General features: G+C 40.0%; 12 protein-coding genes and 1 pseudogene. 11 read left to right on the top strand and 2 right to left on the bottom strand.

Annotation, left to right across the window (positions count from 1 at the left end):
* Window positions 1-145 precede the first annotated feature (145 nt).
* The 3 genes from ACIQCE_RS12010 (at window position 146) to ACIQCE_RS12000 (ending at window position 3611) form a co-directional block, all read left to right on the top strand.
* Entirely contained in the window at window positions 146-1312 is a 1167-nt protein-coding gene (locus tag ACIQCE_RS12010; protein ID WP_400495195.1) for an acyl-CoA dehydrogenase family protein, read from the top strand.
* A gap of 534 nt (window positions 1313-1846) precedes the next feature.
* Window positions 1847-2713, top strand: a complete 867-nt coding sequence (locus tag ACIQCE_RS12005; RefSeq protein ID WP_400495335.1) for an alpha/beta hydrolase — start codon at window positions 1847-1849, stop codon at window positions 2711-2713.
* A gap of 175 nt (window positions 2714-2888) precedes the next feature.
* A complete protein-coding gene (locus ACIQCE_RS12000; protein WP_400495334.1) occupies window positions 2889-3611 on the top strand; it encodes a DsbA family oxidoreductase in 723 nt (240 codons plus the stop codon).
* A 33-nt stretch (window positions 3612-3644) separates the two neighbouring features.
* Here ACIQCE_RS12000 and ACIQCE_RS11995 read toward each other — a convergent pair whose 3' ends face one another.
* Complete coding sequence (locus ACIQCE_RS11995; RefSeq protein ID WP_400495194.1) at window positions 3645-4736, bottom strand: GntR family transcriptional regulator; 1092 nt, start codon at window positions 4734-4736, stop codon at window positions 3645-3647.
* A gap of 284 nt (window positions 4737-5020) precedes the next feature.
* On the opposite strand from ACIQCE_RS11995, the gene ACIQCE_RS11990 reads away from it, so the two are divergent.
* The 5 genes from ACIQCE_RS11990 (at window position 5021) to ACIQCE_RS11970 (ending at window position 11115) form a co-directional block, all read left to right on the top strand.
* Window positions 5021-6646 (top strand): xylulokinase, encoded by a 1626-nt coding sequence (locus tag ACIQCE_RS11990; RefSeq protein WP_400495193.1) that lies wholly within the window; start codon window positions 5021-5023, stop codon window positions 6644-6646.
* Window positions 6640-7344, top strand: coding sequence for an L-ribulose-5-phosphate 4-epimerase (locus ACIQCE_RS11985; protein ID WP_353856496.1), 705 nt, complete (start codon window positions 6640-6642; stop codon window positions 7342-7344). Before ACIQCE_RS11990 ends, ACIQCE_RS11985 begins: the two co-directional genes overlap by 7 nt.
* Window positions 7345-7361: 17 nt before the next feature.
* The gene (gene araA, locus ACIQCE_RS11980) at window positions 7362-8783 is read left to right on the top strand and encodes an L-arabinose isomerase (protein WP_400495192.1); all 1422 of its coding nucleotides are present in this window, start codon (window positions 7362-7364) and stop codon (window positions 8781-8783) included.
* Between the two features lie 90 nt (window positions 8784-8873).
* The gene (locus tag ACIQCE_RS11975; RefSeq protein ID WP_400495191.1) at window positions 8874-10214 is read left to right on the top strand and encodes a sugar porter family MFS transporter; all 1341 of its coding nucleotides are present in this window, start codon (window positions 8874-8876) and stop codon (window positions 10212-10214) included.
* A gap of 607 nt (window positions 10215-10821) precedes the next feature.
* Window positions 10822-11115: a spore coat protein gene (locus ACIQCE_RS11970; protein ID WP_400495190.1), complete on the top strand. Its 294-nt coding sequence runs from the start codon at window positions 10822-10824 to the stop codon at window positions 11113-11115.
* Between the two features lie 420 nt (window positions 11116-11535).
* Here ACIQCE_RS11970 and ACIQCE_RS11965 read toward each other — a convergent pair.
* A pseudogene (locus tag ACIQCE_RS11965) lies at window positions 11536-11706 on the bottom strand (RNA polymerase subunit sigma-70); the annotation flags it as partial.
* Window positions 11707-12076: 370 nt separating this feature from the next.
* On the opposite strand from ACIQCE_RS11965, the gene ACIQCE_RS11960 reads away from it, so the two are divergent.
* The 3 genes from ACIQCE_RS11960 to ACIQCE_RS11950 form a co-directional block, all read left to right on the top strand.
* Window positions 12077-13699, top strand: coding sequence for a ribonuclease YeeF family protein (locus ACIQCE_RS11960; RefSeq protein WP_400495189.1), 1623 nt, complete (start codon window positions 12077-12079; stop codon window positions 13697-13699).
* Between the two features lie 4 nt (window positions 13700-13703).
* Window positions 13704-14087 carry an immunity 22 family protein gene (locus tag ACIQCE_RS11955; RefSeq protein WP_400495188.1) on the top strand — a complete coding sequence of 128 codons (384 nt, stop codon included), beginning with the start codon at window positions 13704-13706 and terminating at the stop codon, window positions 14085-14087.
* 704 nt (window positions 14088-14791) lie between these two features.
* The coding region (locus ACIQCE_RS11950) for a nuclease-related domain-containing protein (RefSeq protein WP_400495187.1) at window positions 14792-15361 on the top strand (570 nt) is incomplete at its 3' end.

Here is a 15361-nt window from a genome sequence, read left to right as displayed (position 1 = left end):
GATGAGTAGATGAGCGCATAGTAGCATCTCAGACCTTTGACAGATGTACTTCATATTGATAAAATTTAACACATTAAATCCTATAAGTAAAGTATGTTTTATGTATTCTGATTAGTTAAGAGAGTATAGAGGAGATGGATACACGTTGTCTAAGGCATTATTTGTTGATACAGACTTTCAAAAAACATGGCTGAATAAACTGGAGTCACTTCGTGAAACGATAGAACAATCCGCAAAAGAACATGACGAGGGCGCTTATTTTCCTAAAAAGAATATAGAATCATTAGTAGAAATGGGGTATACAACCTTGTCTCTGCCAGTCGAGTACGGCGGAGGAGGTCAATCTGTGGCAGACATGGTATTGTTTCAAGAAACATTAGGTAGCATGGATGGTGCGACTGCTTTATCCATTGGCTGGCACCAAGGTGTGGTAGGTGAGATTTATGAAAAAAAGCAATGGAATGAAGAGAAGTTGCAATTTTTTGCAGAAGAGATTAAGCGGGGGGCGCTTGTGAATCGAGCAGTCAGCGAAGTGCAGACAGGCAGTCCAACTAGAGGGGGAAAGCCTGGTACAACGGCCATAAAATCTGGCGACCAATGGATTATCCATGGACGTAAGATTTTTACAACGATGTCACCAGTGCTCACATACTTTTTAGTAGGAACTTGGATTGAAGAAAAAGAAGCACTAGGATTCTTCTTGATTCATCGTGATACGGAAGGTGTTTCTATAGAAGAAACATGGGATGTTGTTGGAATGAGAGGGACAGAAAGCCATGATTTGATATTGGATCAGGTAGTGGTCTCAGATGACATGCTGGTCGAAGTGCAGCAAGGTCCACGAGGCGATACTTTAAACCCTTGGATCGCACATATTCCTTCCTGCTATTTAGGCATTGCGCAAGCAGCAAGAGATTATGCTGTCCAGTATGCGATCACACATTCACCTAACAGCATCACCGGAACGATTAGTGATCTGCCTAATGTCCAACAACTCATTGGGGAAATCGATTTACTGTTAAAACAAGCACGGCACATCATCTATTCAACAACACGGTTATATGAACAAGTAGAAAAAAGGGAAATCCTATCCAATGAATTTGGCGCTGTGAAGCATACGGTAGTCAATCATAGTCTGCAAATTGTCGATAAAGCCATGCGACTAGTCGGAGCAAAAAGCTTAAGCCTTGGTTGCCCGCTTCAGCGTTACTATCGAGACATTCGTGCTGGACTTCATAACCCGCCAATGGATGATATGACGATTTCAAAAATAGCGAAGCAGGCCATTGAAGAGAAAAAACAACTCATTTGAAATGGAGAGCCAGATGAAATGAATTGTACCTTAATTTTTAGGAGGAGAAATAAAGAGACATGAGCGGGGCATGGAAGCACCGAGTTGCCTACAATCACTGAAAGTGAGTCATGAGAGCCAAATTTTTTGTGCTGATCGAAAGGAACTTGGCAAATATAAGAGAATAACACTCCCCATCTAAAAGAAGGGGATAGTGTCTTTACTTCTTAAAAATTTCCCATTAGAATCAATATTGCCTTAAACTATTGCAAGATGAGTTGATATTTGTAAGGATGATTAATGTATAATATATAGTTAAAATAAATCGTCAATATGTTGTGCTAGGTCTCTCTTTCATTATTTCCTAATGGAAGGATTTAAAACATCATCTTCATTCCACAAAAACGACATTCACTGAACAAAACTCTAAAAAACCAACTCACATGCAAATTTTCTATTTCATATAAATGGCAGGCTGATCTCAATAGAATATAAAAAAGCTTTTTTGACTCAAAAAGATAGCTATGCTTGTTCATCCCAACACAGAAAGGTGCAATGACGTTGAAACGAATCATTAAATGGCTTATGTTTGTAGCTGTTATCGCGGGGTTATTGGGATGTGTGTTCTTTGTTTTTCGTTTAAATCAATCTCAGCCGACGGCGAACATCCATTATGCAGACACCAAAAACAATCAGCAAACACTCGATATGTACATGCCTAAGGACACAAGTCGAACCGCTGGGAAGCATCCGGTGATGATCTATTTGCATGGCGGCGGATGGACAGGCGGCGATAAGAGCAAGATCGCTTCAAAAGCCAATTATTTTACCGAGCATGGGTATGTGTTTGTCTCCATCAATTATCGGCTTCATCCAGATGCCCAGTATGATCAGATGGCATATGACACAGCGAAAGCCATCAAATGGGTTAAGGTTCATGCGGATCAGTACCAAATCGACCCAGCGAAAATCAATGTGATGGGTCACTCAGCCGGCGGTCACTTAACGGCCTTAGTTGCTACGGATGCGACTTATTTAAAGCGTGTGGGGCTTTCGCCAAAATCAATTCGATCAATCGTGATTTTAGACGGACCTTTAAACATCAATCAATTTATACAAGCCATTCCATCCTATCAAAAAGTGTTTGGGAAAAATGAAAAGGTATGGACAAAAGCATCACCGGTCACTTATATGAATCAAGCAAATCTACCACCTGTGTATTTGATTACACGATGGGAAAATCCCGAGGTGTACCGCTTTGCAGAAAGGCTTAATCATGAAAAAGGCAATCGTTTTGTTTTTCGGGTCAATACGTTGACGCATAGTGGTCTGAATAAGTGGTTTGGATCGGACCGAGCGCCAAAAGAAGCACAAGATATGACAAAGGCAGTTATGGCTTTTTTAAAGAAACAAAATCAATAAACAGGCTGATTCAATTGGCTATACACAAGACCGTAACCTTTCCTCCATTTGAAGGAAAGGTTTTTCATTTGAAAGAAGACGGAAAACAATAATTCCTTGACAATACTCAATAGATGTAACTATAATAGTTACATCTATTGAGAGAAGACTTGAAGCAGGTGGAAGGAAGATGAAAATGAAAGTACAAATTTGGTCAGATGTTGCCTGTCCTTTTTGTTATATAGGAAAGAAACAGTTAGAAGCGGCACTTGAACAGTTCCCACAGAGAGATCAGGTAGAGGTAGAGTTTAAAAGCTTTGAGCTTGATCCGCATGCACCAAAACAAGTAGATTACGATGTGCATGACATGCTAGTCAAAAAATATGGAATGAGCCGTAGTCAGGCGATTGCCATGAATGAGCAGGTGAAGAAGGTAGGGAAGGAAAAGGGGGTTGATTTTCAATTTGATCCTATAATTCTGACCAACACATTTGATGCGCATCGTTTTGTGCAGTATGCTAGCAAAGCAGGAAAAGGCGATATCGTCATGGGAGAGCTTTTTAAAGCATATTTTACAGATGGAAAGCATGTAGGCGATCACAAAACCCTCTTGGACATTGCAAAAAAAGTAGGTCTTGATCAAGGTGAGCTACAAAAAGTATTAGACGGTCAAGAGTATGCAGAGGATGTTCGCGGCGACGAAACAGAGGCAAGAGAGCTTGGCATTGCTGCAGTTCCCTTTTTCTTGATCAATGACAAGTATTCTGTTGCAGGTGCACAATCATCAGACACCTTGCTGCGTGCACTTGAAACGGCTTGGAATGAGCAAGCAGGTCAGATGTCAAATGGAGCATTTCATGAGACCGCATGTGCTGATGGTATGTGTGTGGTGACTTCTTCAAAAGAAGAGAGAGAATAAAAATGAAAAAATGAGCTTTCCTACATGAGGGGCTCATTTTTTCATTTTTTTGATCGTATCACCGGGCACTAATTCAGGCTCATAATAGGTTTGATCAGGAAGATTCTTTTTTCCTTGCACTTTCTTAATCATCCAATTTGCAGCGTCTCGCCCCATTTGCTCTTGGGGATGAGTCAATGTAGTGAGCTTCACATGGGCATTTTTTTGTGCAATATAAGAGTTATCCTGTCCAATAATCGAAAGGTCATCTGGGATAGAAAGACCAATCTGGCTGCACACATTGGCTACTTCTAATCCAACTTCATCGTTATAACAAACGAGGGCTGTCAGTTCATGTTGATGGTCCATAAGGAAGTTTTTTATGTGATCACCCAGATGCTGCTTCGATTCTGTATCGAAGAAAAGAACATGCTCTGGCAGAAAGTTGAGTTTGGCTTCTCCGAGCGCTTGAATATATCCCTTCATTCGGTATTTCCCCTGCAAATCATCAGTTTTTGAAATGAGCCCAATCTCTGTATGTCCAGAGGTGATGAGCTCTTTTGTGGCAAGATAGCTGGACTTGACATCATCTAAACAGAGAAAAGGAACATCTAGCTGCTCGTAATAGGCATTAATCATGATAAGCGGTACGTCCTGCTCTTTGAATGACAGATAATACGAGATGTTCGGATTATATAAATTGCTTTTTGTCGGTTCGACAATGAGCCCATCTACACCAAAGGAGAGCATCATTTCTAACGCTTTTTTTTCCTGTTCGACATCATTATTTGTGCTAGCCAACAAGAGAGAATAGTTCTCTTCATTTAACCGACTTTCAATACCTCGTATGATCGAAGGAAAAATATAATCAGATATGTATGTTGTAATGACACCAATTGTTTTCATATGAGAATGTCCAGCAGGCTTTGTTTGATATTGATTGGAGACATATGTACCAGAGCCCTTTTCGCTTCGCAAAAACCCTTCACTTGACAGTTCTAATATCGCTTTGCGAACAGTATGCCTGCTCACTTGATAGATGTCTTGTAAGCTAGACTCGGTTGGAATCTGATCCCCAATGCGGTAATCGCCTGTAAGTATTTTACTTTTTATATCATCCATAATGATTTGATATTTCTTTTTCATCGTTTCACTTCTTTCTCAGTTGTTCATCTGCTCGGATTGAGAAGAAATTGTATGGACATATTTTAACATGGTTGTTCGATTAGGAACATGCAATTTCATTTTCTCACATATTATCTTCTTAGATAAGCACAAAATGGAGGAATTACTCTTTTTATGTATGTACAACTATATTTATTATTGACACATGTACGTACAAATATTATATTATGTTTGTACACAGATAAACACACTTTATCTTAAAATGAAATTTGAAACCGCTACCAAAATGGGGGATGAACGTAAAAATGAATCATGAATTTACTGCAAGAGTCATTGAAGAGGGACGGACATCTTTAGGCATTGAGTTTGGCTCAACTCGAATTAAAGCGATTTTAATAGATGAGCAGTTTCAAACAATCGCACAGGGGACATATGAATGGGATAGTACACGCCAAAATGGAATGTGGACGTATCACTTAATCGATATCATAACGGGTCTTCAGGTTGCTTATCGCCATATGAAAGAGGAGGCAGAGCGAACTTATGGAGTCACGATTCGGACAATTGGCTCTATTGGGGTTTCTGCCATGATGCATGGGTATATCGCATGTGATCATACAGGGGAGCTGCTCGTCCCGTTTCGAACATGGCGGAATTCAACAACCAGCGAAGCTAGTCAAAAGTTGACGGACTTATTCCAATTTCATATCCCAGAAAGATGGAGCATTGCTCACTTGTATCAAGCGATATTAGATGAGGAGAAACATGTCTATCGTCTAGAATTTATGACAACCTTATCTGGATACATTCACTGGCTGTTAACTGGAAAGCAGGCCATAGGAATTGGGGATGCTTCAGGGATGTTTCCAATCGATGAAACAACGAAGAATTATAACGAAGCCATGCTCAATCAATTTGATGAATTGATTGCGGAAAAAGGCTATCCGTGGCAGCTTCGTCATCTTTTGCCGAGTGTATATCTTGCTGGCGAAGAGGCTGGCATGTTAACGACAGCAGGAGCATCTATTTTAGATCAATCGAAGCAATTGCAGCCAGGTATTCCTTTTTGCCCGCCAGAGGGAGACGCTGGGACAGGGATGGTGGCCACAAACAGTATAAAAAGACGAACAGGGAATATTTCAGTTGGTACGTCTGTCTTTGCCATGATTGTATTAGAAAAAGATCTGGCAGGTGTATACCCTGAAGTCGATATCGTCACCACACCAGATGGGAATCCAGTAGCGATGGTTCATGCCAATAATTGTACAAGTGACTTAAACGCTTGGATGGGTTTATTTCGTGAAGCTTTTGAAGCAATGGGCCAGCCGGTTGACACAAAAAGGTTGTACGAAGTATTACTTCGTCAAGCCTTAAAAGCAGATTATGATGGTGGAGGACTATTAAGCTATGGCTATTATTCTGGTGAAAATATTACAAGGATGCAAGAGGGCAGACCTCTTTTTGTCCGATCGGCAGAGAGCCATTTTAATCTAGCCAATTTTATGCGTACCCATCTTTTTTCTGCATTTGGTGCGTTGAAAATAGGATTGGATAGGTTAAAAGAAAATGAACAAGTGGCGATTGATCGATTACTAGGGCATGGTGGTTTGTTTAAAACACCCCTCGTTGGTCAAAAAATGGTGGCCGCTGCTTTGAACACACCTGTCTCAGTTATTTCAACTGCAGGAGAAGGTGGTGCATTTGGTATGGCCGTCCTCGCTTCATACGTAGTGCATCATCAACAGCAACCTTTGGCTGATTTCCTTGAACATCAAGTGTTTGCAAGTACATCAGAAGAGCTGATGGAACCAGATCCACTAGATGTCAAAGGCTTTGAGGTATTTTTAAAGCGCTATCAAGAAGGGTTGCATATTGAGAAAGCAGCAGTAGACCATTTAACGCTGAAGAAGGGAGCGGAATGGATTTGTTAGAGCGATTAAAAGAAGAAGTGTTTCAAGCCAATCTAGACCTACCCAAATATGGACTTGTGAAATTTACATGGGGCAATGTCAGTGCATGCGATCGTGACAGCGGTCTGTTTGTGATTAAACCAAGCGGTATCGATTATGACAAATTAAAAGCGGAAGATATGGTGGTTGTCGATTTTGACGGTCAGGTGGTTGAAGGAGAATTGAGCCCTTCTTCAGATACAGCCACACATGCTGTGCTTTACAAACACTATGAAGAGATTGGTGGTATTTCACATAGTCATTCGACTTGGGCGACGGTATGGGCACAAGCTGGTCTTGATTTACCCGCAATGGGCACAACCCATGCTGATACCTTTTATGGTAATGTCCCTTGCGCTCGCTTTCTCACAGAAGACGAAGTAAATCGCGGCTATGAGGTGGAGACAGGTCGACTGATCATTGAAACGTTTGAGAAAAGAGATTTAGATGTGATGGCGGTTCCAGGCATCTTATTGCAAGGTCATGGTCCATTTACGTGGGGGAAAGATGCGAAGAGCGCGGTCATGAATAGTGTGGTACTAGACGAAGTTGCGAAAATGAATCTCTTTGCAAAGCAATTGAACGAGTATGCCGAGCCGCTCCCGCAGCGAATTTTAGATAAACATTATTTAAGAAAGCATGGTCAAAACGCGTATTACGGACAAAAATCTTCAAGATAAAGAGAAGAGGGATTTCTATGTTAACAAGTCAGAAAAAAGAGTTTTGGTTTGTTGTTGGTTCACAGCATCTATATGGGGATAAAGCGTTACAACAAGTGAAGGCAGATGCACAAACGATGACGAATGCTTTAAATGAAAGCGGTTTACTACCATACCCGATTATTTTACAAGAGCTTGCTGTCAGTGCTGATCAAATCACACAACTGATGAAAGAGATCAATTATCGTGATGAGGTCATAGGTGTCATCACTTGGATGCATACATTTTCTCCAGCAAAAATGTGGATACGAGGCACCTCTTTGTTGCAAAAGCCCCTCCTTCATTTAGTCACGCAGTATTATGAAAGAATTCCATGGGACACCATTAATATGGACTATATGAATTTACATCAATCTGCTCATGGAGACAGGGAGTATGGATATATTAATGCGCGATTGAAAAAGCGAAACCATATTGTGGTCGGTCATTGGTCCAAACAAGATGTGAAGCAGCAAATCGCCGAATGGATGGATGTAGCTGCTGCCTATCATGAGAGCTTTCAAATTAAGGTGGCCCGCTTTGGTGATAATATGCGCCATGTGGCTGTTACAGAAGGGGATAAAATAGAAGCACAAATTCAATTCGGCTGGACGGTTGATTACTATGGGATAGGCGATCTTGTTGAATATGTGAATGCGGTGAAAGAGGCAGAAGTTGATGCGTTATTTGCCGATTATCTAGAACAATATGATATCAATTATGGATCGTATTCAGTGGAAAAATGGGAAGCGAGTGTGAAGGAGCAGGCGCGATATGAAATTGCAATTAAACGTTTCTTAGATGAAGGCGGTTACAATGCTTTTACGACGAACTTTGAGGATTTACATGGGATGAAGCAACTGCCAGGACTTGCGGTACAGCGACTCATGGCACAGGGATATGGTTTTGCAGGTGAGGGTGATTGGAAAACGGCAGCGCTTGCTCGTTTATTAAAGGTTATGAGCCATCATCAATCAACTGGTTTTATGGAGGACTACACGTATGAAATGACGTTTGGACAGGAAGCTGTGCTGCAATCTCATATGTTAGAAGTAGATCCGGCACTCGCCAATACCAAACCCGTCATTGTTGTGTCTCCTCTTGGAATAGGAAATCGAGAAGATCCAGCTCGCCTTGTGTTTGACGGAAAAGCGGGAGAGGGGGTGGTCGTATCCATTGCAGACTTTGGTACGCATTTCAAATGGCTCATTCAAGAAGTCGAAGCCTTTGAGCCGCAAGAAGCAGCACCCCATTTACCAGTTGCTCGCGTTTTATGGAAAGTAAAACCGACCTTTCAGGGTGGTGTGAAGGCATGGATCGAACAAGGTGGTGGGCATCATACAGTGGTGTCTCTCCATTTAACTGTTGATCAAATCATTCGATTTGCTAAGCTTGTGAATGTAGATTACGTTGTCGTATAAAGGAATGTTGAAAAGGTTCTCTTATTCTATGAAAAAAGTACAATCATTGGGAGAAATGAAAGCGGTTTATTAAGCGAGGGGGGTATCAACTTGGAGAAAAAAGTGTCAAGTAAATTTATCTTCTTTTTCGGATCGTTTGCAGGGATATTATTTGGATACGATATTGGCATTATTGCGGGTGCAGAAGGGCACATTCAGCAAGAATTTCAGCTCAGTCCATTATGGCTTGGAATTGTCGTATCCTCATTAATGGGTGGTGCGATCATTGGTTCGATTTTAAGCGGTCTATTAGGTGATAAGTTTGGTCGCCGAAAGCTCATTTTGGTCTCGTCCATCATCTTTTTTGTAGGTGCCATCGGATCAGCCATAGCGCCAGAAGAAATCTCTCTGACCATTGCCCGCATCTTTTTAGGAACAGCAGTAGGAACCGCTTCATCATTAGTGCCAGCTTATATGTCGGAGATGGCTCCTGCTAAAATTCGCGGCAAATTGTCTGGGCTTAATCAGCTTATGATTGTCAGCGGGTTATTGCTTAGTTATATTGTGGCATTTGTATTTGAACCCATTCCGAATAGCTGGCGGTTTATGCTCGGCAGTGCAGCCCTATTTGCCATCGTTCTTTATATTGGAATGCTTAAACTTCCTGAATCTCCGAGGTACTTAATCAAGCATGGAATGGCGAATAAAGCCCGTGATGTGTTAAGATCTCTTCGCTCCTCCAATGAAGAAATCGAGGCGGAAATGCAAGAAATTTTAGAGGTGGCAAAAGAAGAACGTTCAGGTATTCGTCAATTGTTCCAAAAGAAATTCCGAATGGCACTTGTCATTGGGATTGGCATGGCCACACTTCAGCAAATACAGGGAGCTAATTCAATTGTGTACTACGCAACAAGTATTGCGAGAAATGTGGGCCTTGCTCCGCAGGTGGCTGCAGGATTTACGGTCATCGTTGGTGTCATATTTGTGGTGACAACCGTCATTTTTTTACAATTTGTTGATCGGTTTGATCGCCGAACGATCCTCACAGTAGGGGGATCAGGGATGGCACTTTCCTTCTTTGCACCAGCGGCATTAGGTGCACTCGGAGTCAGTGAAGGGATTTTAAACTGGGTCACATTGATTTCACTTTGCTGCTTTATTTTGTGCTATGCCTTCTCATGGGCGCCGATCACTTGGATCATCATCGGCGAAATCTTTCCGCTCTCTGTCAGGGGCATTGGAGCAGGCATTTCATCTGCCTTCAACTGGACTGGATCACTAGCCGTCGGACTTGTCTTCCCGATCTTGGCTGATCAATTTAGTTTTGGTATCATTTTCTCCTCATTCGGAGTGATCTGCTTAATCGGACTATTGTTCACCCGCTTTGTTTTAGTCGAAACAAAAGGAAGAAGCTTAGAGCAAATCGAAACCGATATGGCAGCACGTGTATAAAGAGAGCCCATCTATCCATAAGTGGTAGATGGGTTTTTAACGGAGCTCATTTTTCAGTTCAACAGAGAGAAAATTTATTGATTATATGGAGACATATCTAACACTTCAAGAAAGTCAGAATATTTAGTATAAATTCCGCTTAGCTGATCGGGATAATTTGTATCGTCGTCATGTACGTCACCTCTTGCTTTCATTATCAATTTGACTCACTTATCAGGCTACGGTGCGGTAGACAAAAGTGTCATCCCCTTCTTGCTTTTCCATGTATGCCAATAGAGAGCTACCCTCCTTAGGATCAATATGTTTTTTTATAAAATGGCGAAATCGCTTCGAGAACGATAGCCTTCCTGATAAATAGCATGCTGGAAGGTCCCTTTTTCAGTCGCATTATTAGATAAAAGCCGTCGAAGGGCGCCGATGATGTTTGCTTTCCTTACAAGATATCATGTGTATGATATGTTAAAAATCCCCTGTTATAAAGCAAGAAAAGAAGAGGTTGAAATAGAATCATAGCGGATTTTTTAAGAATTAGACGAGCATCTAATCAATCATTAATCGCTGGCATACGATAAAGTGTAAGCAAAAGACAAGTTGAAGGGGTGTTAAAATGAGCCGAAACAAATTAGACAATTTTTTCTTTGGTCCTCGCCGAGGGAATCAGGGAGAAGTTGAGACGGTTGTATCCCCTACACGTCAGATTGTCAATACAACAACGAACGAAAAAACCATTAGAAAAATTCATCCAACTCATATCACAAACGTAAACAAGCATATCAAAAGAATTGAAAACTACTATCCTGTGACCCAATCTGAACAGAATGAGTATATTGTTGAAGAATACGATTGCGGTTGGGATGTAAAGAATCCTTGCTGCCGCCCGGTAAAACGTTGCAAATGGTAAATGTGCAGTAAGGCAAGAAAGAAAGAGGGCATCCTTTATAGGGATGCCTTTTGTCTGTTTAACCTTCCATTTCTTTTCGCTGTCATTGTCGAGCTGAAAGAAACGGTTCCCTAATTCAGAATAGAGATAGCGTTGATGACTTGTAAATAAAAATACATATATGTGAGAATTCATTTTTCAGCAAGGAAATCGATTGAGTTTGAAGCGCTTCATCAAGAGATGTAAAAGGTTCATCAAGAATGATCAGTTCTGGAGACCTTGCCACCATACTATTAAAGAAAAGCTTATATTTCATTCCTAGTGAATACTGATTGACAGGCATGTCAAGGCATGCGTTAAATCAAAAAAATCACAAAGCTCTAGAAATTTTTCTTTGAATCATGTTTTTTCTTTCTTTTTTATTTTCTAAAGGGATTGAACAAGCTCCATATTTAGCTGAATGGTGTCAATCACGTCTTCACTTTCTGATTTTAAAATGCCAATCAAAGAAATTTCGTTACCTTCTTTATCTTGACCGATGGGGTCGTGAAGTGAAACATCTTTTTTTGTTTTTTTGAGCGCACGCAAATGCATGAGAATCTCGTTATTAATGTCAAACGAGGGGTGCAATAACAGTCCAGCAAAATTTTATTCTTCTGGTTCAGTTTTATATTTCTCATCCTTAATTCTTATTAACTTACTTTTTTTGGTTGAAATGTATAGGATGTTGTTTTTTAATAACCAAAATTCATTCTGTTTGATGATGAAGGGAATAAATTATCTGAGCGGTTTCTAAAAGAAAACAATATAATCAATAATTGATGGTTTTAAATTGCACTCCGAAATTTGCTGATTGCTGTTTTTGTATCTTTTTCCCTATTTAAGGACAATCTTTGTGTTGGTAAAATTGTCCTTATCAATGAATAGGAGGGAGTGATTTCCTCTGGGGAAAATACTTGATGCCAAAGCACTAACCAGCGCTATGGAAGAAAGAGCGAAGCACTATCAGGAACTCCGAGAACAAATGATAGATTTGAAGCACGCATTACAAGGTGTAGCCAATCTCGGTGATGATTTCACGGGAAAAGGTGCTGACAATATTAAAAGTTTTTATCAAGAACTAGCTGGAAATGTGGACATGCTGATTAGTTTCACAGATAAACAAAAAGCCTTCCATGAAGGTGTTGCGGGTACACTTGAAGATGCCAATCTTGGCGGTGATACCTTTATTGATGAACACTTTTTAGAAAATCAGGTAGAGATGGGGTTAAAAAACGCCAAAAGCATTGTATCTGATCAAAAGAAGGCACTGGAAAGCATTTTTCAGGACATAGATGATCTCATCTCCCTTGATGTGTTTGATGATCACATCTTTCATGAAAAGATAACGGATGCCGAAGACGAACGGAAAAAGACCGTAAACGATTTAAACGAATTAGACCAACATCTAAAAGATGAATATGCTTTGTCAGAGACTGAAGAGCAGGCTACAATGGCATTGTACGCCGAAATGATGAATGCGACAAATGACGGAAAAACCATTTCACCGATGAATTTTGATAAGAAAGCGTATCAAAATAGCGAAGTCTACAAGGCAAAAAGCGATATTGAGAAGCAAACTTCTGAATATCTCAAAATCAAAAAAGAACAGGAAGAAGCCCGCAAGATTGCGAAAGAACAAGAAGCACTGGCGAACCGTCCTTGGTATGAAAAAGCCCTCGATTATGGGGGAAATATCGTCAATGAACTAACAGGTGTGAATGATGCAAAACGTGCCGCAACGGGTATTGATCCAATAACAGGCGAAAAGCTCACCGCAGGACAGCGAGTCGCGGCAGGCGGAATGGCAGCAGCAGGCTACATCCCAATCGTCGGCTGGGCAGGGCGCATCTTCAAAGGCGGGAAAGCGATCTACAAAACCACCCAAGCCACATCAGCCGCAGTACGAGCAGTCGACATTTACAAGAAATCGCAAAAATCCTTTGACGCCTTAAAAACATCTCAAAAAGGCTTATATGGTCTCACCGCCGCCAACGGCTTCAGCGAAGCGATTACAGGCAGAGACATGTTTGGAAATAAAATCTCGAAAGAACAGCAGGAAGCGAGTATGAATGCGGCGCTAGGAATACTTTTGCCGTTTGGGGCGAAAGGTTTTCAGGGGAAAATGGGGGTAAAGGGAGCTGGCAAGAGCACTGATATCCCTTCTGTTAGAAATAAAGAATTTAATAAGTGGTTTGATAAATTATCAGTCGATGAATTTGAGAAAGCGTGGAATGTTCCTGCTTTGAGAAGTAAAATTGAAGATAGAATTAGACAACCAGGAGGCTACCACGAGTGGCATCTTGTAGCAAGAACACCTCAATTTAAAAAGTGGAATGTGAGTATGGATCGCATAAAAGAATTGAGGACGCTAACTAAAGATGTTGAATTTGTTAATCCTCCTGGACGGCATGGAGGACGGGGCTCTACTAAAGCACATAATGAAATATTAAAAATTATTGATAATGCTCCTGATTATGAAAGTTTTGTTAGAGAGTTAAATGAATGGGCGAGTAAACGCATGAAAAATGGCGTTCAGGATTTACCGGAAGGGCTAAGGAGGTAATATAATGAAAAATGATGTTTCTTTGTGGTTGGGGAACTTTAGTAATTTTGATGAGGTCGAAAATTACACAAAAGTTATGTATAACGATGATGGTGATAGCATTCCATCTATTTTTGAGAAAGAATTTAAACTAGGTTATTATGATAGGAGTTTAATTGAAAAAGATTGGATTCCAGAAGCTGAAGATGATGTAAAAGAACTTCTGGTTGATTTCTCATATGATGATCAATTGATAAAACAATTTAATGATATCAAATTAAACTCTAAATATAATACCATTATTTTAATTTATAATTATAATTATGAGAAAGACGGTTTGGCTGTTAATTCAGTAGAGAAAGATGAATACACAATACAGTTTATTGGTACAGCAGAATATGTAGATTGATCAATTTAAAGCACTTACTTGCTTAAAAGGCAATGGGTGCTTTTTTATTTGCATTGCCGAGAAAAAACCGAGAAAAAGCCGACAAAAAGGGGACCTTTTTTTCTATGTGGATCATCGTATAATAGAGACAAACAAAACGTACGGAATATTTTGTCCAGAAAGAAGAACCTGCGGACGCTGATCATTGAGCACTTTAAGTGCCTTGATTGGTGTCCGCTTTTTATCATTGGGAGACGCACCTTTCCCATATAATGGCGAATCTGGATACGGAACAAAGGTGTTGAGGAATGTGGCCATACGAGAGGGACATTCTGAGCTCGGATAGCAGCTGGTCTGCGGCAGCCGTATCGAGGACAGTTTTTCATTTTACGATGATTGACTGTATTTGGCATCCTCTCGGAGTGTAGTCATCATTGAAAAATCTATTTAAGCGAATAGCGTAAGGTGGTGATTATTCAGTAAGGAGTCATGAGTATGAAATTAAGGGTTTTTTGTTTATTGATGATAAAAAGAAGATTAATTCTTCAACTGCTAAGAATGAGCAGTTATTCAGAAAAGATTGGGAAAAGGAAAGACACATGCAGCAAGGTAAATGGTCGGATTAGAAGAAAATAAAAAAATTTGATCTTTTTTCTTCCAGTCACTTCAAAAAAGAATTTATTTGTAATAAAATGTATAATTATATACTTTCTAGGAGGAGATCGGTGTCTACATTAGTTATTATTGTTCTTCTTGGATTTTCTGGTTATATGATCTGGAAATTAAAAGAGACAAAAAAATTTTATCAAAACAATTTAGAACGTGAATTGAAAACACTAGAGCAAACATATGAAGATCATCTGGCGCAAGCTCATACAGAGGCTTCAGTTGCTTTACAACAAGCTGAAGTCATGATTGATAATCAAAAGTATGCATTTTTAAATGAAAAGGAATTTCTAAAGAACAAGATTGAAAAGATGGATAAATACATAAACAATCATAAAAAATGCTCAAGAAATACCAGTGAAGTCATTACCCACACGATTTTAACGGAATTAAAAGATAAGTTAATATCTGATGGGAAAATAAATGAAAACGAAATGGTCATAATGGGAAACGTATTTGTACCCTATGATGACAATGGGGAGACAAAGACCAGACAAATTGACCATTTAGTTATTTTGCCATCAGATATCTATATTATAGAAACGAAGTATTGGCGTGGAACAGTTATTCATGGGATTAATCATAAAAATGCGAAATCAATTGCTAATGACTTTTCGTTTGTTTTTGAA

Origin of the sequence: Bacillus sp. NPDC093026 (assembly GCF_044754665.1) — a bacterium.
In the GTDB taxonomy this organism is placed as follows: domain Bacteria; phylum Bacillota; class Bacilli; order Bacillales; family Bacillaceae; genus Bacillus; species Bacillus maqinnsis.
The sequence above is the reverse complement of the archived record's forward strand: the minus strand, read 5'-3'. Positions and strand labels throughout refer to the sequence as shown.